This is a genomic window from Enterobacter sp. PI-10 (assembly GCF_027947695.1).
Lineage (GTDB): Bacteria > Pseudomonadota > Gammaproteobacteria > Enterobacterales > Enterobacteriaceae > Enterobacter > Enterobacter vonholyi.
In genome coordinates, this window is sequence record NZ_JAJNOG010000004.1 from 399,916 (window position 1) to 423,330 (window position 23,415).

The 23,415-nt window shown below is 56.0% G+C and carries 23 protein-coding genes; 10 read left to right on the forward strand and 13 right to left on the reverse strand.

Features of this window, described 5'->3' with window-relative positions; all coding sequences use genetic code 11:
• Positions 1-73 precede the first annotated feature (73 nt).
• The 3 genes from LRM19_RS12415 (at position 74) to LRM19_RS12425 (ending at position 3,031) form a co-directional block, all read left to right on the forward strand.
• Positions 74-1,117, forward strand: a complete 1,044-nt coding sequence (locus LRM19_RS12415) for a GlxA family transcriptional regulator (RefSeq protein WP_232057364.1) — start codon at positions 74-76, stop codon at positions 1,115-1,117.
• Positions 1,118-1,165: 48 nt separating this feature from the next.
• Positions 1,166-1,990, forward strand: coding sequence for an AraC family transcriptional regulator (locus tag LRM19_RS12420; protein ID WP_271369010.1), 825 nt, complete (start codon positions 1,166-1,168; stop codon positions 1,988-1,990).
• Between the two features lie 75 nt (positions 1,991-2,065).
• The gene (locus LRM19_RS12425; RefSeq protein ID WP_271369011.1) at positions 2,066-3,031 is read left to right on the forward strand and encodes a DMT family transporter; all 966 of its coding nucleotides are present in this window, start codon (positions 2,066-2,068) and stop codon (positions 3,029-3,031) included.
• A 79-nt stretch (positions 3,032-3,110) separates the two neighbouring features.
• Here the strand turns inward: LRM19_RS12425 and LRM19_RS12430 are convergent, their stop codons facing one another.
• The gene (locus LRM19_RS12430; RefSeq protein WP_271369013.1) at positions 3,111-4,760 is read right to left on the reverse strand and encodes a methyl-accepting chemotaxis protein; all 1,650 of its coding nucleotides are present in this window, start codon (positions 4,758-4,760) and stop codon (positions 3,111-3,113) included.
• Positions 4,761-5,005: 245 nt separating this feature from the next.
• Here LRM19_RS12430 and ytfE point away from each other — a divergent pair, with 245 nt between their 5' ends.
• Positions 5,006-5,668: an iron-sulfur cluster repair protein YtfE gene (gene ytfE / locus LRM19_RS12435; RefSeq protein ID WP_143344566.1), complete on the forward strand. Its 663-nt coding sequence runs from the start codon at positions 5,006-5,008 to the stop codon at positions 5,666-5,668.
• Positions 5,669-5,763: 95 nt separating this feature from the next.
• On the opposite strand, the gene cycA is transcribed toward ytfE, so the two are convergent.
• A complete protein-coding gene (gene cycA, locus LRM19_RS12440) occupies positions 5,764-7,173 on the reverse strand; it encodes a D-serine/D-alanine/glycine transporter (protein ID WP_127729359.1) in 1,410 nt (469 codons plus the stop codon).
• Positions 7,174-7,484: 311 nt separating this feature from the next.
• Positions 7,485-8,105, reverse strand: coding sequence for an FKBP-type peptidyl-prolyl cis-trans isomerase (gene fklB / locus LRM19_RS12445; protein WP_008502892.1), 621 nt, complete (start codon positions 8,103-8,105; stop codon positions 7,485-7,487).
• 233 nt (positions 8,106-8,338) lie between these two features.
• On the opposite strand from fklB, the gene LRM19_RS12450 reads away from it, so the two are divergent.
• Positions 8,339-8,977, forward strand: a complete 639-nt coding sequence (locus LRM19_RS12450) for an OapA family protein (protein WP_271369014.1) — start codon at positions 8,339-8,341, stop codon at positions 8,975-8,977.
• Positions 8,978-9,045: 68 nt separating this feature from the next.
• Here LRM19_RS12450 and rplI read toward each other — a convergent pair whose 3' ends face one another.
• The 4 genes from rplI to rpsF are packed head-to-tail and all read right to left on the reverse strand — an operon-like array spanning position 9,046 to position 10,485.
• Positions 9,046-9,495 carry a 50S ribosomal protein L9 gene (rplI, locus tag LRM19_RS12455; protein WP_024907318.1) on the reverse strand — a complete coding sequence of 150 codons (450 nt, stop codon included), beginning with the start codon at positions 9,493-9,495 and terminating at the stop codon, positions 9,046-9,048.
• Between the two features lie 41 nt (positions 9,496-9,536).
• Complete coding sequence (gene rpsR, locus LRM19_RS12460) at positions 9,537-9,764, reverse strand: 30S ribosomal protein S18 (RefSeq protein WP_000135199.1); 228 nt, start codon at positions 9,762-9,764, stop codon at positions 9,537-9,539.
• 4 nt (positions 9,765-9,768) lie between these two features.
• Positions 9,769-10,083, reverse strand: coding sequence for a primosomal replication protein N (priB, locus tag LRM19_RS12465; protein WP_008502895.1), 315 nt, complete (start codon positions 10,081-10,083; stop codon positions 9,769-9,771).
• Positions 10,084-10,089: 6 nt separating this feature from the next.
• Positions 10,090-10,485: a 30S ribosomal protein S6 gene (rpsF, locus tag LRM19_RS12470; protein ID WP_014068637.1), complete on the reverse strand. Its 396-nt coding sequence runs from the start codon at positions 10,483-10,485 to the stop codon at positions 10,090-10,092.
• Positions 10,486-10,826: 341 nt separating this feature from the next.
• On the opposite strand from rpsF, the gene yjfY reads away from it, so the two are divergent.
• On the forward strand, positions 10,827-11,102 hold the full coding sequence (yjfY, locus tag LRM19_RS12475; RefSeq protein ID WP_010427445.1) for a DUF1471 family protein YjfY: 276 nt from the start codon (positions 10,827-10,829) through the stop codon (positions 11,100-11,102).
• Between the two features lie 167 nt (positions 11,103-11,269).
• Here the strand turns inward: yjfY and yjfP are convergent, their stop codons facing one another.
• Positions 11,270-11,992 (reverse strand): esterase, encoded by a 723-nt coding sequence (yjfP, locus tag LRM19_RS12480; protein ID WP_127729357.1) that lies wholly within the window; start codon positions 11,990-11,992, stop codon positions 11,270-11,272.
• A gap of 137 nt (positions 11,993-12,129) precedes the next feature.
• On the opposite strand from yjfP, the gene bsmA reads away from it, so the two are divergent.
• From bsmA to LRM19_RS12495, 3 genes are all read left to right on the forward strand, one after another.
• Entirely contained in the window at positions 12,130-12,459 is a 330-nt protein-coding gene (gene bsmA / locus LRM19_RS12485; RefSeq protein WP_111965385.1) for a biofilm peroxide resistance protein BsmA, read from the forward strand.
• Positions 12,460-12,595: 136 nt separating this feature from the next.
• Entirely contained in the window at positions 12,596-12,883 is a 288-nt protein-coding gene (gene yjfN, locus LRM19_RS12490) for a DUF1471 family protease activator YjfN (RefSeq protein WP_111965386.1), read from the forward strand.
• A gap of 172 nt (positions 12,884-13,055) precedes the next feature.
• Positions 13,056-14,987: a methyl-accepting chemotaxis protein gene (locus LRM19_RS12495; RefSeq protein WP_143344564.1), complete on the forward strand. Its 1,932-nt coding sequence runs from the start codon at positions 13,056-13,058 to the stop codon at positions 14,985-14,987.
• Here the strand turns inward: LRM19_RS12495 and LRM19_RS12500 are convergent.
• Positions 14,984-16,606 carry an isovaleryl-CoA dehydrogenase gene (locus LRM19_RS12500; RefSeq protein ID WP_271369016.1) on the reverse strand — a complete coding sequence of 541 codons (1,623 nt, stop codon included), beginning with the start codon at positions 16,604-16,606 and terminating at the stop codon, positions 14,984-14,986. The two genes, LRM19_RS12495 and LRM19_RS12500, sit on opposite strands and share 4 nt — an antisense overlap.
• Before the next feature lie 194 nt (positions 16,607-16,800).
• On the opposite strand from LRM19_RS12500, the gene LRM19_RS12505 reads away from it, so the two are divergent.
• Positions 16,801-18,075 (forward strand): MFS transporter, encoded by a 1,275-nt coding sequence (locus tag LRM19_RS12505; protein WP_271369017.1) that lies wholly within the window; start codon positions 16,801-16,803, stop codon positions 18,073-18,075.
• Between the two features lie 82 nt (positions 18,076-18,157).
• On the opposite strand, the gene rlmB is transcribed toward LRM19_RS12505, so the two are convergent.
• From rlmB to LRM19_RS12525, 4 genes are all read right to left on the reverse strand, one after another.
• Entirely contained in the window at positions 18,158-18,889 is a 732-nt protein-coding gene (gene rlmB / locus LRM19_RS12510) for a 23S rRNA (guanosine(2251)-2'-O)-methyltransferase RlmB (RefSeq protein ID WP_047364106.1), read from the reverse strand.
• Between the two features lie 66 nt (positions 18,890-18,955).
• Positions 18,956-21,397: a ribonuclease R gene (gene rnr / locus LRM19_RS12515; protein ID WP_271369018.1), complete on the reverse strand. Its 2,442-nt coding sequence runs from the start codon at positions 21,395-21,397 to the stop codon at positions 18,956-18,958.
• 38 nt (positions 21,398-21,435) lie between these two features.
• Positions 21,436-21,861, reverse strand: coding sequence for a nitric oxide-sensing transcriptional repressor NsrR (gene nsrR, locus LRM19_RS12520; RefSeq protein ID WP_111965420.1), 426 nt, complete (start codon positions 21,859-21,861; stop codon positions 21,436-21,438).
• A 192-nt stretch (positions 21,862-22,053) separates the two neighbouring features.
• Positions 22,054-23,352 (reverse strand): adenylosuccinate synthase, encoded by a 1,299-nt coding sequence (locus tag LRM19_RS12525; RefSeq protein WP_006178975.1) that lies wholly within the window; start codon positions 23,350-23,352, stop codon positions 22,054-22,056.
• Positions 23,353-23,415 lie beyond the last annotated feature (63 nt).

The following is a 23,415-nucleotide window of genomic DNA, read 5'->3' on the forward strand; positions in this document are numbered from 1 at the left end:
AAAATGCTGACTTTTTTGGCCAGGGCAACGATGAGTCACCAAAAATAATAGTCAAAACAGGTATTAATCGAAAATGACAAATACACAAATTGGATTTGTGTTATGTGAACGCATGCTAAGTTCCGGTCTCAGTCTGCCGATTGAAATGTGGAAAGCCGCAGCCAGCAGCTATTTAGCCGAGCAAAAAACAACATCCCACGCAGACACGCACAAAACGGAGACATCTGCGTTCAGGCTCTGTCGTCCGGAGAATATACTGAAAGTTCATACTATTGGCATAAATAACGAGCCCATCCTGACGCAAAGTGGCTTTAGCATTACCGCCGATACCACGCTTGCCGCAGACAGGCACTATGACGTTATCTATCTTCCTGCCCTGTGGCGCAACCCTCGAGCAGTGGTCAGACAAAAGCCTGAACTTCTGAAATGGTTGACCGAGCAGGCTGTGCGAGGAACCCGTATCGCTGCCGTCGGAACGGGCTGCTGTTTTCTGGCGGAGTCGGGATTGCTCAACGGAAAGCCCGCCACCACCCACTGGCACTACTTCAAACAATTCTCGCGCGACTACCCCAGCGTAAAATTACAAACCAAACATTTTCTCACGCAGGCCGATAATATTTACTGTGCCGCCAGCGTTAAGGCCCTGTCAGATCTGACGATTCATTTTATCGAAACGATATACGGGAAACGTGTAGCCACACATACTCAACGGACATTTTTCCATGAAATTCGTAGTCAGTTCGATCGCCAGTGTTACAGTGAAGAAAACAAACCCCACCCGGATGAAGATATTGTTCAAATTCAAACCTGGATAAAAGCCAACTGCGCCTCGGATATATCCATGCAGAATCTTGCCGATATGGCTGGCATGAGTTTGCGCAACTTCAACCGTCGCTTTAAAAATGCCACCGACATTTCTCCCCTGCAGTATTTATTAACCGCCAGAATTGAATCCGCCATGACAATGCTGCAATCCACCAATCTGTGCATTCAGGAGATCGCCAATGCGGTGGGATATCAGGATATTGCGCACTTTAATCGCCAGTTTAAGCATAAAACAACGGTTTCACCGGGGGATTACCGTAAGACCGTCCGGGCAAAGATGTTTAGTGCATAAACTCCGGTCATCTCTGATAATGAAAAGATGACCACGAGGAGGTTCAACGTGCAAGGCGTACCGGAACAGTTTAATGATGAAAGAGACAGCGCGCGCTTTCGCCATCTGGCGCAGCTGCCGGGCCTGGAGCTGTACCACGCGCACATTTCTGACTACGCCTTTGAGCCTCACACCCATGAAGCCTTCGGGATCGGCACGATTGAAACCGGTGCCGAACGCTTTCGCTATCGCGGTACCCAGCATCTCGCGGCGGAAAAATCCGTCGTTACCATGAACCCGGACGAGATCCACACCGGCGAATCCGCCACCGAGGGCGGCTGGCGCTACCGGATGGTCTATATCGAACCCGATCTGCTGGAAGAGGTGACCGGCCTCAGGCACTGGTGGTTTAGCGATGTAACGCGTCATGACCCGTTGCGCTCACACCAAATCGGCAGGCTGATTTACGGCTTGTGGCATACGGACGAGCCGCTTGCGCAAAAAGGATTACTGCTGGATCTGATTGAGACCTTCCAGCCGCTGGCCCATCACGCGCCGGTGATTCAGGAGGGCGCGCACCGCTTCGAACGCGTACGCGAGTACCTGCACGACAACTACATGCACCCCCTGACGCTGGACGAGCTGGCCAGCGTCGTTTCACTCAGCCCGTATCATTTTCAGCGCCAGTTCAAAGCCCATTTTCACGTGACGCCACATCAGATGCTGATGGCCATTCGCCTCTGGCGCGCCAAAGCATTCCTCACGCACGGCATGCCCGCCGCAGAGGTCGCCGCCGCAACCGGGCTGACCGATCAGTCGCATCTCACCCGCGCGTTTACCCGCCGCTACGGCATTACACCCGTGCGCTACCAGAAGCAAGTCATCCGGCGCTAATGCGCAATCTCATACAATACGCGCGTATTTTCCCCTCCTACACTGCATACAGCGTAAATACCTGTGGATGGAAAAATGATTAGTGGAGTGTTGTATGCCCTGCTGGCCGGGATGATGTGGGGTCTGATTTTCGTCGGCCCGCTGATCGTGCCCGAGTATCCGGCAATATTGCAGTCGACCGGACGTTATCTGGCGCTGGGGCTGATTGCCCTGCCTCTGGCGTGGCTGGGACGCGCGCGCTTGCGTCAGCTCAGCCGTCAGGACTGGGGTACCGCGCTGGCGCTGACCATGATGGGTAATCTTATCTATTACGTTTGCCTGGCGAGCGCCATTCAGCGTACCGGTGCGCCAGTATCGACCATGATTATCGGCACGCTGCCGGTCGTCATCCCCGTCTTTGCTAACCTGCTCTACAGCCAGCGCGATGGCAAACTGGCGTGGTCTAAAATGGCGCCGGCGCTGATATGCACCGCCCTGGGGCTGGTATGCGTCAATATTGCCGAGCTGCGTCATGGGCAGGCGGATGTTGACCTGTGGCGTTACGGTTCTGGCATTGTGCTGGCGTTCATTTCCGTGGCGTGCTGGGCATGGTATGCCCTGCGCAACGCGCGCTGGCTGCGGGAGAATCCGGACAAACATCCGATGATGTGGGCGACGGCGCAGGCGCTGGTCACGTTGCCCGTATCCGTCGTGGGATATCTCGGCGCATGCCTCTGGCTGGGCCATCAGCAGCCGGACTTCGCCCAGCCCTTCGGGCCAAGACCGTGGGTATTTATTGGGCTGATGGTTGCGATCGCCGTGCTGTGTTCATGGGTGGGCGCGCTGTGCTGGAATATTGCCAGCCAGAAGCTGCCGACGGTGATATTAGGGCCGCTGATTGTCTTCGAAACCCTGGCCGGACTGCTTTATACCTTTCTGATGCGCCAGAGCGTACCGCCGCTGTTCACGACCTGTGGGATCGTGCTGTTGGTGGTGGGGGTAGTGATGGCGGTGAGAGCGAAGCCGGAAAAACCGAGGGTTGTTCCGGCATCGGAGATGTGAGTATTGCCCGGCGGCGCTGTGCTTGCAGGGCCTACAAAACCGTAGACCCGGTAAGGCGTAGCCGACACCGGGCAAGCCCTTAAAACGTTTCCCAGTTCCCTTCAGACGCCGCCGCGACAGGCTGCGCTTTTGGCACATAGGTTTTTACCGGCGCCGCTTTTACCGCCTGGTTGCGGGTAATTTTGAACACCGCCACCGCTTCGTTCAGGCGTGCAGCCTGATCTTCCAGCGCCGCCGCCGCGGCCGCAGACTCCTCCACCAGCGAGGCGTTCTGCTGGGTCACGCGGTCCATCTCGGCTACCGCCTGGCCCACCTGGTCGATACCACGGCTCTGCTCGTCAGAGGCCGAAGCAATTTCGCCCATGATGTCGGTGACGCGGGTGACCGCATTGACGATCTCTGCCATCGTCTCCCCAGCTTCGTTAACCAGTTGAGAGCCCGCGTTCACGCGTTCACCGGAATCGTCGATCAGCGCTTTAATCTCTTTCGCCGCCTGGGCGCTACGCTGGGCAAGAGTACGCACTTCGCCTGCCACAACCGCAAAACCACGGCCCTGCTCGCCCGCACGCGCGGCTTCCACCGCCGCGTTCAACGCCAGGATATTCGTCTGGAAGGCAATGCCGTCGATCACGTTAGTAATTTGCGCGATTTTGCTGGAGCTGGTGGCAATTTCGTCCATTGTATGCACCACGCCTTCAACCACGTTACCGCCCTTCTTCGCCGTTGAGGAGGCGTCCAGCGCCAGACGGGAAGCCTGACGCGCGTTATCGGCGTTCTGCTTCACGGTTGCCGTCAGCTGCTCCATGCTGGCTGCCGTCTCTTCCAGAGACGCGGCCTGCTGCTCGGTGCGGGAAGAGAGATCGTTACTGCCTGCAGAGATTTCGCCTGCACCGGTGTAAATGGTATCTGCGCCTTCACGCACCACGCCCACGGTGTTTGCCAGCGAGGTTTGCATCTCCTGCACGTTGCGCGCAAGGATAGCCATTTCATTATTACCGTCTGCCTGAATCGGCTGGGTGAGATCGCCTGCCGCAATAGCGCGAATATGGTTAATCACCTCTTCAAGAGGCAGCAGCAGCACGCGGCGCATGGCGATCCAGCTGGAGATAATCACCACAATCACCAGCAGCATAACCGCAGAAAGGATCCACAGGATGCGCTTGTAGTCGCTTTCATTGTCCTGGATGCCTTTATCGGTAAGCATTGCCTGCGCTTCGCGCCATTCACGATATACCGTCTGCATCGCGTTTTGTTTCTGTTCGGCATTCTGCTTGAACATATCTTCCAGATTGCCCTGGCTCAGCAGAACGTTCATTTGCGTCAGCGTTGCAGAGTAAATGCGGTACTGCTCTTCGAGTTGGTTGGTCAGGTTCTCATCCAGGCCAGGCGTGTTCGGCAGGGCATAGTATTTATCGTAATGAACCTGCGCTTCAGTCAGCAGATTTTTCGCCGTGGTCACCAGCTCATTCAGCTGACCGCCGTTAATTTGTGAGGCCATGCTGCTTTGCAGGCGCAGCATCCCGCGGTTCAGGGTGACGCGAGCCTGGTTCAGACTGATCCACGCATCGGTAAACTCCGCCACGTTCTTGCTGGAGAGCTGCGACACGGTGAAGTTGTCTTTATCGTTATTCAGGGCGTTGATAAAGATACCAGCGGAAATCACTTGCATGATGCCGAGCACAAGCAGCACCGAAATCAGAAGGGTAATGACTTTTATACGTTTAAACATGCGTTGCCTTTGTTATATGCAGGTTTGTCTGACGTGGATATATCGGCAGGCGCGGCGGGTTGTTTACTGTTCCTCCACCTTTAAAAAGTTTCGAAACCACTTTCCTGAGCCCATTCAGAGAGTTAAAAGTGGGATTTTTTTTGTGATCCACATCTCACTTTCCCCCTTCCCTATAAAGGGTTATAGCGCTAGCCTAAAGATGCATTTAACATGCACTTTATATTATTGATGACGAGGTAACTGCTATGGCCTTTCGCGACCAACCCCTTGGCGAGCTGGCGCTCTCCATTCCTCGCGCTTCTGCGCTGTTCCGTAAATACGATATGGACTACTGCTGCGGCGGTAAGCAAACACTGGAGCGTGCGGCCTCACGCAAAGAGCTGGACGTTGAGGTTATTGAAGCAGAGCTGGCGCAGCTGGCCGAGCAGCCCGTCGATAAAGACTGGCGAACCGCCCCGCTCGCGGAAATCATCGACCATATCATCGTGCGTTATCATGATCGTCACCGTGAGCAACTGCCGGAACTGATTCTTCAGGCGACCAAAGTCGAGCGCGTCCATGCCGACAAACCTTCCGTACCGCGCGGTCTGGCAAAGTACCTGACCCTGCTGCACGAAGAGCTTTCAAGCCACATGATGAAGGAAGAGCAGATCCTCTTCCCGATGATTAAACAGGGTATGGGAAGCCAGGCGATGGGGCCCATCAGCGTGATGGAAAGCGAGCATGATGACGCGGGCGAACTGCTGGAAGTGATCAAACACACCACCCACAACGTTACGCCGCCGCCAGAAGCGTGCACAACGTGGAAAGCGATGTACAACGGCATTAACGAGATGATTGACGACCTGATGGAACACATCAGTCTCGAGAACAACGTTCTGTTCCCGCGGGCATTAGCGGGGGAATAAAAAAGGCCGCTGCGGCCTGATGCCCCCACCCCGCCCCTCTGCCACGGGAGAGGGTGCAAAAACTAAAAACGGCAACCGAAGTTGCCGTTTTGCTTTTACCGTACGCCTGCCATACGTTTCTTACCGATAAACACCCAGCCCAGCCCCAGCGCGATAAACCACAGCGGCGTGACGATGAGTGCCTGACGGGTATCATCTTCCAGCGTCAGCAGAACCAGCACGAAGACGAAGAACGCCATGCACACCCAGCACATCAGCTTGCCCAGCGGCATCTTGTAGATCGATTTCTCATGCAGATGTGGGCGCTGCTTGCGGTACACCAGATATGAACAGAGGATGATGGTCCAGACGAACATAAACAGGATCGCTGAGACCGTGGTAATCATGGTGAACGCGCCAATCACGCTTGGGTTCACGTAGAGCATCACCACGCCGCCCAGCAGGCACATGCAGGAGAAGGTCAACCCTTTTGCCGGTACCGCACGCTTAGAGAGCTTGGCGAACGCGCTCGGCGCCACGCCTTCCTGCGCCAGGCCAAACAGCATACGGCTGGTGGAGAACACGCCGCTGTTCGCGGAAGATGCCGCAGAGGTCAGTACCACGAAGTTAATCAGGCTCGCTGCCGCAGGCAGGCCTACCAGCACGAACAGCTCAACGAACGGGCTTTTGCTTGGCACCACCGAGCTCCACGGCGTCACGGACATAATGACGATCAGCGCGAAGACGTAGAACATGATGATACGCACCGGAATGGAGTTGATGGCGCGCGGCAGGGACTTCTCCGGATCTTTGGTTTCCGCAGCGGTCGTTCCGACCAGCTCAATTCCCACAAACGCGAACACCGCGATCTGGAAGCCGGCAAAGAAGCCGCTGATGCCTTTCGGGAACCAGCCGCCGTCATTCCACAGATGGGTAAACGATGCCTGAACGCCGGTTGGTGACTGGAAGTGGGTGAGCACCATCACCAGGCCCACCACGATGAGCCCGACAATGGCCACGATTTTGATCATCGCGAACCAGAACTCCATCTCACCGAACATTTTAACGGTGGCGAGGTTCAGGCTCAGCAGCAGAACAATAACCGCCAGCGAGGCGACCCAGTCCGACAGACCCGGGAACCAGAACTGCGCGTAGGCGGTAATCGCCACGACGTCCGCCATACCGGTGACAACCCAGCAGAACCAGTAGGTCCAGCCGGTGAAATAGCCCGCCCACGGCCCGAGCAGGTCAGAAGCGAAGTCGCTAAAGGATTTGTATTCGAGGTTCGAGAGCAGCAGTTCACCCATTGCACGCATCACGAAGAACAGCATAAAACCGATAATCATATAAACGAATATGATTGACGGCCCGGCGAGACTAATAGTTTTGCCTGACCCCATAAACAGCCCGGTACCGATGGCACCCCCGATGGCAATGAGCTGAATATGACGGTTTGTGAGATTGCGCCGTAGCGACTGTTCAGAAGACGCCCCTTCGTCGGCGACGACTTTAACCTGATCTACCATGTGATATTTTCCTGTTTATGCCTGTCTGTGTTGTTAAGGCTCTTCTGGCCTTTAAATACGTCAAAAGATGACGTTCCCTTGTAAGGGCTAATCGATATTAGGTAAGAATCGGCGGGATGAATACTATGATTTAGATATTATGTTAATAATATGTTGAAAGTGAGTGTCATATCACTCATGCAGCGCGAAACAGCTCACAAAAATACACGCAACAGTTTCGTTTGCAAGATAAAATGTTGATTGCACCATAACTATAGGTTTTTACACTATTTTCCTCTCCCCAACCGGAGAGAGGAAATAAGAAAAGTCGATTACAGAATTTCCAGCAGCTCGACTTCAAAGACCAGGGTGCTGAATGGCGGGATGGACGCGCCAGCGCCGCGCTCGCCGTAGGCCAGGTTATGCGGAATAGTCAGTTCCCATTTGGAACCGACTGGCATCAGGGTCAGCGCTTCAATCCAGCCTGCGATAACGCCGTTCACCGGGAACTCAGCCGGTTCGCCGCGCGCCACGGAGCTGTCGAACACGGTACCGTCGATCAGCTTACCGGTGTAGTGTACGCGAACGTGGTCGGTACGCGCCGGGATTGCGCCGTCACCCTGATTGATCACGCGGAACTGCAGACCAGACTCGGTGCTGTTCACGCCTTCACGCTCACGGTTTTCTTCCAGATATTTCACACCTTCGGCGGCCATCTCTTCAAAGCGTGCGCGACGCACGGCGTCAGCACGCTCGTGGATTTCACGCAGCGCACGGTGCACAACGTCAACCGGAACGGCAGGCTGTTTGCCTTCCAGTGCGTCAGCGATACCCGCCACCAGCGCTTCTGGTAACAGACCTTCCAGGCCGGATTCGCTCAGCTGCTGTCCTACCTGCAAGCCGATACCGTAACTTGCCTGCGCTTCGATAGTGTCAAAAGTCGGGGTGGTCATGGGTTTTCCTTCCATCACATTTAAAGTAGCGGGCAGCATATCAGCCATGCCCTTATGGGTAAAACTTTGTCTGAAGTTAAGGTGACAAACCGCGACGAAACAGAAACAATAGAGATAACCAGGATTAATCCCGAACTGATGTCACGGATGTCGGGTTTGCTACGCCGTTCAGGCAGTTAGCAAACTATACTTCGGAACACAGGATAAAAAAGACGCGGAGCAGGAGGAGTGCCATGCCCGGGCGATTTGAACTGAAACCTACCCTGGCGAAAATCTGGCAGGCGCCGGACAATTTTCGCATCATGGACCCGCTGCCTCCTCTGCATCGCAGAGGGATTATCATTGGCGCGCTGATGGTGATCGTGGGCTTCCTGCTTCCTTCCGGGAGCAATGATGTCGATACCGTACCCGTTACCCGGAATGCCCAACTGGACATTCAGTCGCAGACGCGACCGCAGCCTGACGCACAGCCGATGCAAACGCAGCTTGTCACCCCGTCTAACGATCCGGGTCAGGTTGCACCGGTTGAGCCAGAGCCCATTCAGGATGAACAACCGCAGGATCAAGCCGCCGCTCAGCCTCAGACGCAACAGCCTACCGGCATCGAGCAACAGTGGCGTTCCTATCGCGTGGAGCCGGGCAAAACCCTGGCACAGCTGTTCCGCGACCATAACCTGCCGCCAACCGACGTGTATGCCATGGCGAAGGTGGAAGGTGCAGGTAAGCCGCTCAGTAACCTGCAGAATGGACAGATGGTGCAGGTTCGTCAGAATGCCAGCGGTGTGGTGACAGGATTAACGATTGATACAGGAAACGGACAACAGGTGCTGTTTACCCGCCAGCCAGACGGCAGTTTTATCAGGGCGCGTTAAGGGCCCGGAGCTGTAAAAAGCAAAACGCCGGCACAAGGCCGGCGTTTCAACGTGAGCAGAGTAAAAAATTACTCAGCTACAACGTTAACAACCAGTTTAGCGAACACTTCGCTGTGAACCTGGAAGTCAACTTCGTGCTCACCAGTGGTACGCAGAACGCCGTTCGGCAGACGAACTTCGCTCTTAGCCACTTTAACGCCTGCAGCAGTTACTGCATCAGCGATATCGCGGGTACCGATGGAACCGAACAGTTTACCTTCGTCGCCTGATTTAGACGCGATGGTAACGGTGCCCAGTGCGTTGATTGCTTCAGCGCGAGCGTTAGCAGCCGCCAGAACGTCAGCCAGTTTGGCTTCCAGTTCAGCGCGACGTGCTTCGAAAAACTCTACGTTTTTCTTGGTAGCTGGAACAGCTTTACCCTGTGGAACCAGGAAGTTACGTGCGTAACCCGCTTTAACGTTAACCTGATCACCCAGGCTGCCCAGGTTTGCTACTTTATCAAGCAGAATAACTTGCATTACCTTATCCTCTTAAAGTCGTATTAATGGACCGTGCCCGATTACTGATGACGATCAGTGTACGGCAGCAGGGACAGGTAGCGAGCGCGTTTGATAGCGCGAGCCAGCTGACGCTGGTATTTTGCACGAGTACCGGTGATACGGCTTGGGACAATCTTACCGCTTTCGGTGATGTAGTTTTTCAGCGTTGCGATATCTTTATAGTCGATCTCTTGAACGCCTTCCGCGGTGAAACGGCAGAACTTGCGACGACGGAAATAACGTGCCATATGGCTAGTCTCCAGAATCTATCAAATCAATCTGCTCGGCATGCAGAACCATTTTGCTCAGGCCGTTCTTTGCCTTGTGGCAAGAGATGAACCCCTGAACGATTACTGCGCTACCGACCGTTAAACTGTGAGTAATGGCCTGGTTTTCGTGTCCGCTAATAATAACGGGCATTTGGCACCACGCCTGCCGGTGAAACCCGGCTTCCTCTTGCACAGAACGATGCTCAAGCACGAACTGGCAATGCGGAATTCCTGATGGACTGACCTTTCGAAGGGGAGCCCTGCATACGATGCCGGACAACGCCAGACGGTTGGTCATCAGAAATTACTCTTCAGAATCCCCAGCATCAGAATCATCTGCGGTTTCGTTTGCGAAATCATCGCGACGCTCACGGCGCTCGTCTTTCGCTTTAACCATCGGAGATGCTTCGGTAACTGCGTTTTTGGTACGCATAACCATGCTGCGGATAACGGCATCGTTGAAGCGGAAGGTAGTTTCCAGCTCATCGATAACTTCCTGCGGCGCTTCAACGTTCATCAGAACGTAGTGTGCTTTGTGCAGTTTGTTGATCGGGTAAGCCAGCTGACGGCGGCCCCAGTCTTCCAGACGGTGGATCGTACCTTCTGCACCAGTGATGGCAGCAGAGTAACGCTCGATCATACCCGGAACCTGTTCGCTCTGGTCAGGATGGACCATAAAAACGATTTCGTAATGACGCATCGAATTGCTCCTTACGGATTATTCAGCCTCCTGTCTGGGTCAGCCGAGGCCCGGGGAGGCAAGGAACGTGTTAAAGGTCGGCTGAAAAATTGACGCGTCATAATACTTGCGCGCCCCTAGAAACTCAAGCTGATTGCACAAATAATTCGCACAAAGCGCGAAGCGGGTCTAAGTAGGTGATTTAAAATTGGTCACATCCGGAAGCGTTGTTTTTTTGAACAACTGCATCAGAAATGGTCACGCATCCCCGCTGGATGAGTGATTACACTTTAATCAGAAATCACCTGAATTAAAGAAGGAGCATCCCCCCTCTCGCAGCACGTAGTCGTGGAGCGCATATCATGAAAAAAATCGCATTAGCCATAATGGCGGCGCTTTTGCTCAGTGCAAACGCGATGGCAGCCATCAAGATAGACAGCCGACAGGCCAGAAACATGGATGATGTGCAAAGCTTGGGCGTCATTTACATCAATCATAATTTCGCCACGGAAAGTGAAGCAGATCAGGCCCTAAACGAAGAAACCGATGCGCAGGGCGCAACCTATTACCACGTCATGTTAACCCGTGAGCCCGGCAGCAACGGCAACATGCACGCCAGTGCAGATATTTACCGATAACGCTTTAACGCTAGCACCAGGAAAGCCAACAACGAGAACATAGCCATAGTTGACGTTGCCCCCTGCCCGGGGGCTTTTTTTTGAGAAAGGCTCCGGAATACCATCGGCATAAGCCCCCCTGAGCTCCTCCAGAAGCTGGAAGATCAGGGAGTTAAGGTGCTGCGCATTTAAAGGTACTGGCGGAAAAATGCCACCGTGGCGTCCAGCGCCGCTGGCGTGATGCGGTGGCGGACGCCCGCTTCCCACAGACAGGTCAGATTACCGTCCAGGCCTGCATTTATTAACGCCTGCTGCAGACGGAAGGTTCCCTCGGGCGGGACCACATCATCTGCATCACCGTGCCATAGCAGCAATGGGCGATCGGCCACGCGCGGCAATGACCGGGACACATCCCACTCTTCGAGCGTCGCGGTGATTTCCGCTGAATCCTGAGGGGGAAAGAGCGTCTTCGCCAGCGACGTAAAATAACCCGAGCCCATCAGGCAGGCGACCGACTTCACTTCCGGATGATGCGTCATAATCCCCAGCGCCGTCATACCGCCCATCGACGCCCCGGCGACAGCCAGACGATTGTCGGCAACCAGGCCGGCCTCATAAAGCGCCTCGCGCACCCCGGCAAACTCGGTCAGACTCCCGTGCAGAATGTGCCAGAACTGCCCAAGCCGCGCCTGTTCATTGCCCGTAAAGCGAGCGCCGTGGTCAGGCGCATCCGGCATCACCACGCGAAAACCCGCCTGCGCCAGCGCAACCGCAAAATAACTGTAAACCAGCTTCGATGAGGTAAACCCGTGATAAAAAACCACAACAGGCAGCGGTTTATCACGTTTACCCGCTGGCATCGCGTGTAAAATTTCATGGTCGCCGAGGTGGCGTATTTCAATTTCAATCATTGTCGACCCTGTGCGAATGTATGATTCATAATGTTGAGAACTGGGTTACGCTTTCACGTCATTTTCATTCGAAATATACGTCCCAGATAACACTTCGGGAACATTCCCCCAAAACTAAATTCACAGACAACTACACTATGGCTATCAGGAAACGAGATATGGTTATGCGCAGGTTTGCTGCTTTAGTGCTGGTGTTTCTGCTCAGTGGCTGTAGCGCGCTGCAGGGAACGCCGCAACCCGCTCCACCGGTCGCCGATCATCCACAGGAGATTCGTCGTAATCAGACGGAAGGATTACAACGAATGGGCACGATTTCCGCGCTGGTACGCGGCTCCCCGGATGACGCAGAAGCGGCAATAAAAGCACAGGCCGTCGCCGCCAAAGCAGATTATTACGTCATCATTATGATCGACGAAACCATCATAACGGGACAGTGGTATTCACAGGCCATTTTGTACCGTAAATAATGGTTTTCCTTTGAACGAGATTTACACTGCTTTGCGTCCATAGACATTTTCCTGTCCACAATAAACTCCATGCCCGCGTCAATGGAAGGGAGTTTATTCGCGAAGGATTGCCCGGCGGATACCGGAGATATGTGAAATGGAGCTGACGATGAAACGAACTCTTGCTTTGACCTCTCTGTTGCTCTCAGCAGGCCTGGTGAGCACCACCGCGCAGTCAGCAGAATTCGCCAGTGCTGACTGTGTGACTGGCCTGAATGAAATTGGCCAGATCTCCGTGAATAATATCTCGGGGAGCCCGCAGGACGTTGAACGCGTTGTGGCATTAAAGGCCGATGAGCAGGGTGCTTCATGGTATCGCATCATCCAGATGCAGGAAGATCACCACATCGACCACTGGCGAGTACAGGCCATTCTTTACGTGTAATATCCCCCCTGATAAAAGCCACTTATTTTTAGTGGCTTTTCGTTTTTGCAAATCTTTTATCTTATGAAAAACCAATCAATAACAAGAAAATAACATTTTGTTACATTAATTCAGTAAACGTAATCCCCGCTCTGCCGTTGAAGAACCATACCTTTTCAATGATGAGCAATTTATGATCAACGTTTTTCGCCGTGCAGGCTTGGGGGCAAAGCTGTCGCTGCTTACGGGCATCAGTGTCGCCACGCTGTTTCTGCTTTTCACTTTTCTGCTCAGTCAAAAAGCCAGCCAGCAGCTTGAAGCCCTCGCCGTCGAAGATCTGCATAATCAGTCCACCGGCATGGTCGACATGGTGCAGATGTTTAATACCAGCCTGAGCGAAGAAGTCGAAAGCTACACCAAACTGTTTACGACATTTCTGCCCCAGCCTTTTAGCGTCGATACTCAGCAGCCCCGGACCATTAACGGGCTCACCGTTCCCCTACTGAAAGGGGGAGAAGCTGAACTCCATGAAAATACCTCTTTTTCCGATGATTTTCTGAGCCGTACGGGAGCAATCTCCACGCTGTTTGTACGCAGCGGTAACGACTTTGTTCGCGTCGCCACCTCCCTGCGCAAAGAGAACGGCGAGCGGGCGATGGGCACCTTGCTGGATACCGCCAGCCCGGCCTTTGCCGCAGTCAACAGAGGGGAAGTCTACCGTGGCCTGGCGCTGCTGTTTGGCAAACGCTATATCACCCAGTATCAGCCGGTTAAAAACGCCGAAGGCCAGGTCATTGCGATCGTCTTTGTTGGCGTGGACATTACGCATTCCTGGAACGTCATGCGCGAGAAAATCCTCACCCGTCGCCTGGGCGAGAGCGGCCACTTCTTCGTGCTGGATCGCAGCAACGGCAAAACGCGCGGGCAATACCTGTTCCATGCCGGTGAAGAGGGACAGCTGCCAAAGTGGGACGGCGCGACGCAGCAACAGCTTTTGAGTGACAAGCCCGGCACGCTGGAACGCGTAAGCGACGACGGCCGCACGCTGAAAATGGCCTATACCCCGCTGCCAGGCTGGAACTGGACTATCGTCGGCGAAGTGGATAAATCGGTGCTGCTCTCAAGCGTTACCGCCATGCGCGATCGCTTCCTGCTGGCCGGCGTGGTCTTATCCATCCTGTTTGCTGGCCTGTTCGTGATTCTTATTCGCCGCGTGCTGACCCGACCGCTGCGCAAAGTGATCCATCTTGCCCGGCAATATGCCGCAGGGGATCTCCGTTCCAGCCTGCCCGTGACGCGCCAGGACGAAGTCGGCCAGCTGATCGACGCCATCAACGGCATCGGCGGCGGCCTGCAAAAAATTGTCCTGCAGGTCCGCGAGGCCGCTGGCGAGATCCATTTGGGCACCAACGCGCTGGCCGCCGACACCGGCGAGATTTCAGAGCAGATCAACAAGCAGGCGAGCAGCGTGGAAGAGACCTCCGCCAGCATGGAGCAGCTGGCCGCCACCGTGCAGCAAAATGCCGCCAACATGGAGCAAACGCAGCAGCTGGTCGGTGAAACCTCGCTCGCGGTCCATCAGGGCGGTGAGACGGTCACCCACGCGGTGTCGACCATGGACGATATTCGCGAAGCGTCAAAACGCATCGAAGACATCACGCGCGTGATCGAATCCATCGCTTTCCAGACCAATATTCTGGCGCTGAATGCGGCAGTGGAAGCGGCCCGCGCGGGCGAGCACGGAAAAGGGTTTGCGGTAGTCGCGCAGGAAGTTCGCGCCCTGGCGGGACGCAGCGCTAACGCGGTGAAGGAGATTGAACAGCTGATTGGCGATACGCTCAGAAAAGTGAGTGAGGGCCATGCGCTGTCTGAAAAGACCCGCCTGGCGATGGATGACATCATCATTCACATCGATAACATCAGCCAGCTGGTCACCGAGATTAACCATGCCTCACGCGAGCAGTCCGCAGGGATTGGCCAGGTTAACCTCGCCATGACCCACATTGGCGAAGCGTCGCATATCAATGCGGATCGCATCTCACGCAGCGAACAAACGGCTCAAACGCTGCGCGAGAAGGGATCACATCTGGCCCAGCTGGTGAGTCTGTTCCAGCTAAAAGGCTAGCCAACTCTGCCCGTCGCACGCAGCAGCAGGTCACTTTGCACCTGCTCGCTCATCAGCGTGCCGCCACGGGTATCCAGCATCATGCGGCACCACGCCTGCGCCACCGGGGGCGACGCGTGCCGCAGCATCTGGCTTCCGGCACCCAGCAGGAAAAGCTGCTGCGCGATCTCCCGCCCCTGCGCCTCCTGCGGTTTACGCAGTTTTTGCTGAAGCTGTCGCCAGCTGCGGTCGAAGTGTCTGTCCTGCCCTTTCACTTGCGCAAACTCGTCGGCAAGCAGGTCGTGAATGCCCGGCTGCTTCGCCAGCACGCGCAGCACGTCCAGGCACATGATATTTCCTGACCCTTCCCAGATGCTGTTCACCGGCATCTCGCGGTACAGGCGGGGAAGTTCGCTCTCTTCGCAATATCCGATCCCGCCCAGCACCTCCATCGCTTCAGCGACAAACGGGATGCCCGCTTTACAGACGCTAAATTTCGCCGCCGGGGTAAACAGCCGCGCCCATGCCGCCTCCTGCGGATCCGTGCGTTTATCCCACGCCCGCGCCAGGCGAAACAGCAGCGCCGTTTGCCCCTCCAGCACCAGCGCCATCCGGCTTAGCACTTCGCGCATGAGCGGCTGATCGATAAGATTTTTGCCGAAGGTCTGGCGCTGATGCGCATGGTACAGCGCCACGGACAACGCCCGACGCATCAGTCCGTGGCTGCCCAGCGCGCAGTCAAAGCGCGTCAGACCGCCCATTTTGAGGATCTGCCGTACCCCTTCTCCCTCTTCCCCCAGCAGCCAGCCGGAGGCATCGAGGAACTCCGCCTCGCTGCTGGCGTTGGAGCGGTTCCCGAGCTTGTCCTTGAGGCGCTCAAGACGCACGGCGTTGCGCTGTCCGTCAGGTAAAAAGCGCGGCACAAAAAAGCAGGACAACCCGCCCTTCGCCTGTGCCAGCACCAGATGCGCATCGCTTTGCGGGACGGAGAAAAACCATTTATGCCCCACCAGCCGGTAGCTGCCGTCGCTGCATTTTTCCGCTTTGGTGGTGTTGCTCAGCACGTCCGAGCCGCCCTGTTTTTCCGTCATCCCCATACCGATCAGCAGGCCGCGCTTTTGCGCGCCAGGAGCCAGATGCGGATCGTAGCGATCGCTGAGCAGCGGCGTCAGCCAGTCGTGAAATATTTTGGGAAGCGCCTGCTGCAGGAGCGGCGTGGCGGCAAACGTCATGGTGACCGGGCAAAGCGTGCCCGCTTCCACCTGAGCATGAAGCACAAAGCGTGCGGCCCGCGCGACAAACGACCCTTTACGCGCCTCCTCTTCCCATGCCAGGTTATGTACCCGATTGGCACACAGCCCCTGCATCAGCAGGTGCCACGCCGGGTGAAAGCGAACGTCATCCAGCCTCTCTCCGGTGGCGTCATAGCGAAGCAACTCCGGCGGATTCACGTTCGCCAGCCTGCCCAGCTCCAGCGACTCTGCGGTGCCTAACTGCTGCCCGATGCTGGCGAGCAGTTCGATATCCCACTCGGCACCCTCACGCGAGACTGCGTCACGCAGCGCGCAGTCCGAGAGGAAAAGGTTGCTGTTGGAAAGCGGTGCGGGTTGATTGAAAACGGTATGGGTCTGCCAGTGCATACTGTCTCCCTCCTTCAGTGGCAATGACGATAAGTATGGACAGACCGCGCACGCGCTGCATGGGAGGGGAGTCACACGTTCACGATCCCGCTGATATCATTCGTGAAATAGCTCACAGAACATAAGAATAAACTATTTCATGACTCCGCTTTTGTTGAATAATTTATTCTCTCCCCCTTTCAGTGAGGAAAGTTATGCAACCGGATGCGCACAAGCGAGCATTAATTGCCGGCTCCATTGGTAACTTTATCGAGTGGTATGAGTTTGCGGTCTACGGTTTTCTGGCGACCGTCATTGCGAAGAACTTCTTCCAGCTTGAAGGGGAAGCGGGACTCACCAGCCTGATCCTCACCTACGCCTCATTCGCCATCGCCTTCTTCTTCCGTCCGCTGGGCGCGGTGGTGTTTGGCCGCATCGGTGACCGAATTGGCCGTAAGCCGACGCTCATTATTGTGCTGGTGCTCATGACGCTGGCCACCGCCGCCATCGGCATTGTGCCGGTCTATGCCAGCATCGGCATTGCCGCACCGCTGATCGTTACGCTGCTTCGCATCCTGCAGGGACTGTTCGCCGGCGGCGAGTACGGTGGTGCGGTCTCGCTGATGACGGAGTTCGCCCCGCGCGGCAGGCGCGGCCTCTACGGCGCGTGGCAGTCCTTTACCGTGGCGCTGGGCTTGTTAGCGGGCGCAGGCATCGTGGCGCTGCTCTCCGCCCTACTCACGCCTGAAGCCCTGCACGACTGGGGCTGGCGCATTCCTTTCTTCCTTGCGCTGCCCATGGGTGTTGTTGCGCTGTGGCTTCGTGTCAGCATGGAGGAGACGCCCAGCTTTGTGCAGCAGCAGGACAAACCGGTTGTCGCTCAGGCGGATATTGCCGCCACGTTCCGGGCCATCTTGATGGGGATTGGCCGCGTAATGGTCTGGTCTGCGGCGGGTTACACTTACCTGGTGATTATGCCGACCTATCTGCAGTCGGCGCTGCACACCGGGTTTAACCAGGCGCTGCTGATCGCGGTGATTTCGAACGTTGGGTTTGCGCTGACCATCATTCCGTCGGGGATCCTGAGCGATAGGATCGGGCGTCGCACGGTGATGATTATCGCCACCGCGCTGCTGCTGATCCTCGCCCTGCCGTTGCTGAAACTTCTGCAGGCGGAGTCCAGCACGCTGGCGGTGAAGGCTGTTGTGGTACTGATTGCGGGCGGTCTGGTGGGCATGCTGGCGGGGCCAGGCCCGGCGATGCTCTCTGAGATGTTCCCGACGCGCGTGCGCTATACGGGCCTGGGGCTGGCCTACTCTTTGTCGAACGCGATTTTCTCGGGATGCGCAGGGTTAATCATTACCGGGCTGATTAAGCAGACGGGCAACCTGGATATTCCGGCGTATTACGTGATGGCAACGGCGGTGGTGAGTATTTTCGCACTAATGACGCTGAGGAAGGATGACCATCTGCGGTCGTTAGAGGAGTGAGGTTGTTTTGCCGGGTGGCGGCTTCGCCTTACCCGGCCTACAAAACCGTAGGCCCGGTAAGCGAAGCGCCACCGGGCGAAAATCAGCTACGCTGACGCACCGCTTCAAACAGGCAAATACCCGTCGCAACAGACACGTTCAGGGAGGACACGCTGCCCGCCATCGGGATGCTGATCAGCTCATCGCAGTGCTCGCGGGTCAAACGACGCATGCCTTCACCTTCCGCACCCATCACCAGCGCCAGACGGCCGGTCATTTTGCTCTGATACAGGGTATGATCCGCTTCACCGGCGGTACCGACGATCCAGATGTTCTCTTCCTGCAGCAGACGCATGGTGCGCGCCAGGTTGGTCACGCGGATCAGCGGAACGTTTTCCGCCGCGCCGCAGGCCACCTTCTTCGCCGTCGCGTTCAGCTGCGCGGAGCGATCTTTCGGCACGATCACCGCATGCACGCCCGCCGCATCCGCGCTGCGCAGACACGCGCCGAGGTTGTGCGGATCGGTTACGCCATCGAGGATCAGGAAGAACGGATTCTCCAGCTCGGCAATCAGATCCGGCAGATCGTTTTCCTGATACTGACGGCCCGGCTTCACGCGGGCAATGATCCCCTGGTGAACCGCGCCTTCACTTTTTTCATCCAGGAACTGGCGATTCGCCAGCTGGATCACCACGCCCTGCGCTTCCAGGGCATGGATCAGCGGCATCAGACGCTTATCTTCACGCCCTTTCAGAATAAACACTTCCTGAAAACGCTCCGGTGCGCGCTCAAGAAGGGCCTGCACCGCGTGGATGCCGTAAATCATTTCACTCATTGATGGTTCTCGTAATAAGTATTTCCCCTCCCCCCCTTGGGGAGAGGGTCAGGATGAGGGGAGAATTTACTCCGCCTGCTTTTTCTTGGCCGCGCGCTTCGCTTTGGTGGCGGCCGCTATTTTCTGTGTCTTCGCGGAAGGTTTCTTCGCTGAACGGGCTTCTTTCTTCGCCGCCTTCGGCTTCTGCTTCTTCTCACCGCGGAACGCGCTGTCCGGCTCGAAGTTCACCTTCTTACCGGCCTGACGGCGCTTGCCGCTCGTTTTGCCGTTTCCGCCTTTTTTCGCTCTTTCGCGTTCGGTTTTACCGACGTTACGCGGCGCGCGCTCGCTGGAGATCAGGCTGAAGTCGATTTTACGGTCGTCCATATTCACGGCCTCAACCTTCACTTCCACGCGGTCGCCCAGACGATAGGTCTGGCCGCCAGATTCGCCGATCAGACGCTGGCCGACCTGGTCGAAGCGGTAGTAGTCGTTATCCAGGCTGGAGACGTGCACCAGACCGTCGATAAACAGTTCATCCAGACGAACGAAGAAGCCAAAGCCGGTCACGCTGGCAATCACGCCTTTAAACACGTTACCCACCTGGTCCAGCATAAAGTCACACTTCAGCCAGTCCGCAACGTCGCGGGTGGCTTCATCGGCACGGCGTTCGGTCATGGAGCAGTGCTGACCCAGCTGCAGCATCTCTTCCATCGAATAGTGGTAGCCTCCGGTTTCAGTGGTGTTCCCTTTATGGCCCAGCTCCTGCGCCAGCAGATACTTGATCGCACGGTGCAGGGAGAGGTCAGGATAACGACGGATCGGCGACGTAAAGTGGGCGTAAGACTGCAGCGCCAGGCCGAAGTGTCCGCGGTTTTCCGGATCGTAAATCGCCTGCTTCATTGAGCGCAGCAGCATCGTCTGCAGCATTTCTGCATCAGGACGATCGCTAATGGATTCCAGCAGCTCGGCGTAGTCGCGCGGCTCTGGCTTGTTGCCGCCCGGCAGCTCCAGGCCCAGTTCAGCCAGCACGGAGCGGAACGCGGTGATGGCTTCCGTCGACGGTTTATCGTGGATACGGAACAGCGCAGGCTCTTTGGCTTTCTCAACGAATCGTGCCGCCGAGATGTTCGCCAGAATCATACACTCTTCGATCAGCTTGTGCGCATCATTACGCTGGGTCTGTTCGATACGCTCAATGCGGCGCTCGGCGTTGAAGATAAATTTCGCTTCTTCACTCTCAAACGAGATCCCGCCGCGTTCTTCGCGCGCCTGATCCAGCGTTTTGTAGAGGTTATGCAGCTCTTCGATGTGTTTGACCAGCGGCGCGTACTGTTCGCGCAGATCCTGGTCGCCCTGCAGCATATGCCAGACCTTGGTATAGGTCAGACGCGCGTGCGAGCTCATCACCGCTTCGTAGAATTTGTAGCCGGTTAAGCGCCCTTTGGTGGAGATGGTCATCTCGCAAACCATACAGAGGCGATCAACCTGCGGGTTCAGGGAGCAAAGGCCGTTAGACAGCACTTCCGGCAGCATCGGCACGACCTGCGACGGGAAGTAGACCGAGGTACCGCGACTGCGCGCTTCGTTATCCAGCGGGGTGTGCGGACGAACATAGTAGCTTACGTCTGCAATAGCGACCCACAGACGCCAGCCGCCACCGCGTTTTTTCTCGCAGTAGACGGCGTCATCGAAGTCGCGGGCGTCTTCACCGTCGATCGTGACCAGCGGCAGGGAGCGCAGATCCACGCGGCCCACTTTGGATTCTTCCGGCACTTCTTCACGCAGGCTTTCGATCTGCTCTTCAACCGCTTTCGGCCAGATGTACGGAATTTCGTGGGTGCGCAGCGCCATATCAACGGCCATGCCGGTGCCCATATTATCGCCCAGCACTTCGACGATTTTACCTACCGCTTTGGTGCGACGGGTTGGGCGCTGGGTAAGTTCCACCACCACCACAAAGCCCATGCGGGCGCCCATCACTTCTTCAGGTGGGATCAGGATGTCGAAGCTCAGACGGCTGTCGTCCGGCACCACGAACCCAACGCCCGCGTCGGTAAAGTAGCGGCCGACAATCTGGCTGGTTTTTGGCACCAGAACGCGCACGACGCGCGCTTCTCGGCGACCTTTACGGTCGGCGCCCAGCGGCTGTGCCAGGATCTGGTCGCCGTGGATGCACATTTTCATCTGTTCAGATGAGAGATACAGATCGTCTTTACGGCCTTCCACGCGCAGGAAGCCGAAGCCATCGCGGTGACCAATGACGGTCCCTTTCAGCAGATCGAGGCGTTCCGGCAGCGCGTAGCACTGGCGGCGAGTAAAGACCAGTTGCCCGTCGCGCTCCATCGCGCGCAGGCGGCGGCGAAGAGCTTCAATCTGCTCTTCACCTTCAATATTTAATTCAACGGCAAGTTCTTCACGATTGGCGGGTTTTTCGCGTTTTGTTAAGTGTTCAATGATGAACTCGCGGCTGGGGATAGGATTCGCGTATTTTTCGGCTTCGCGTTCCTGGAAAGGATCGTGTGACATGTCGGTTCCTCCGTTGTCAGCTCCGGTGGAAATTTTCTTCATTCCACCAGCAATAATTTATAAAGCGGTTGATTCTCTTCAACCAAATCGGCCAGCGTGTAGTTATCCAGTTCCATGAGAAAACTTTGCACGGCCTTAGAAAGCGCCTGTTTCAGGCGGCAAGCGGGCGTGATGTGGCAGAACTCGCTGCTGCAGTTCACCAGAGACAGCGGCTCCAGTTCACGTACCACATCGCCAACACGAATACTCTGTGCCGGTTTACCGAGACGGATCCCACCATTCTTCCCGCGGACGGCAGCAACGTATCCGGCACGACTAAGTTGATTGATTATTTTGACCATATGATTACGGGATACGCCGTAGACCTCTGTCACTTCAGAGATACTGGTCATCTTCCCCTCGGGTAACGACGCCATGTAAATCAGCGCACGTAAGCCGTAATCGGTGAAACTTGTTAACTGCACATCAACCTCAGGAAAAAGGGAAATCGCGGACAAACCGCAGAGATATTCATTAATGATGATAAACCAGCCAGATAGTTAGCGGCTAATTTATTTGACAGACGGGGCGAAAAAGCGGAGATCCAGGAGCGGTCGCCGGATGGCGCTACGCTTATCCGGCCTACGGGTCTCCCCGCAGGCCAGCAGTCACGAAGATTATGCGTCGAACGGGTCGCGCAGGATCATCGTTTCAGTACGATCCGGGCCGGTAGAAATAATATCGATCGGCACTTCGGTCAGTTCTTCAATGCGCTTGATGTAATCCAGCGCCGCCTGCGGCAGGCCGCTACGCTCTTTCACACCGAAGGTGGTCTCAGACCAGCCCGGCATGGTTTCGTAGATTGGCTCAATGCCTTCCCAGTCGTCAGCAGCCAGCGGAGTGGTGGTCACTTCGCGGCCATCTGGCATACGGTAGCCGACGCAGATTTTCACTTCTTTCAGGCCGTCCAGTACGTCCAGCTTGGTCAGGCAGAAGCCAGACAGGGAGTTGATCTGCACTGCACGACGCACGGCAACCGCATCCAGCCAGCCGGTACGACGACGGCGACCGGTGGTCGCGCCAAACTCGTTACCCTGCTTGCACAGGAACTCGCCGGTTTCATCAAACAGTTCGGTCGGGAATGGACCCGCACCCACGCGAGTGGAGTACGCTTTGATGATGCCCAGTACGTAATCCACATAACGTGGACCCAGGCCAGAGCCGGTCGCCACGCCACCCGCGGTGGTGTTAGAGGAGGTGACGTATGGATAGGTACCGTGGTCGATGTCCAGCAGCGTACCCTGCGCACCTTCGAACATGACGAAATCGCCACGCTTGCGCGCCTGGTCCAGCAGATCGGACACATCAACAACCATACCGGTCAGAATATCTGCAATCGCCATGACGTCATCCAGCACTTTCTGGTAGTCAACAGCGTCAGCTTTATAGAAGTTCACCAGCTGGAAGTTGTGATATTCCATCACTTCTTTCAGTTTTTCAGCGAAGGTCGCTTTGTCGAAGAGGTCGCCCACGCGCAGACCACGGCGTGCAACTTTATCTTCGTAAGCCGGGCCGATACCACGACCGGTGGTGCCGATCGCTTTCGCGCCACGCGCTTTCTCACGCGCTACGTCCAGCGCCACGTGATAATCCAGGATCAACGGGCAGGCTTCGGAGAGCAGCAGACGCTCACGAACAGGGATACCACGGTCTTCCAGACCTTTCATCTCTTTCATCAGCGCCGCTGGAGACAGCACAACGCCGTTACCGATGATGCTGGTGACGTTTTCGCGAAGAATGCCTGATGGAATAAGATGGAGGACGGTTTTTTCACCGTTGATTACGAGAGTATGGCCTGCGTTGTGACCGCCCTGGTAGCGCACAACATATTTAGCCCGTTCAGTCAGAAGATCAACAATCTTCCCTTTACCTTCGTCACCCCATTGGGTGCCCAGTACGACGACGTTGTTACCCATTTTTTTCAAAATCACCGTTTGCTTAAAAATGGATTCTACCATCGCTTTTTCAGATATACAGCA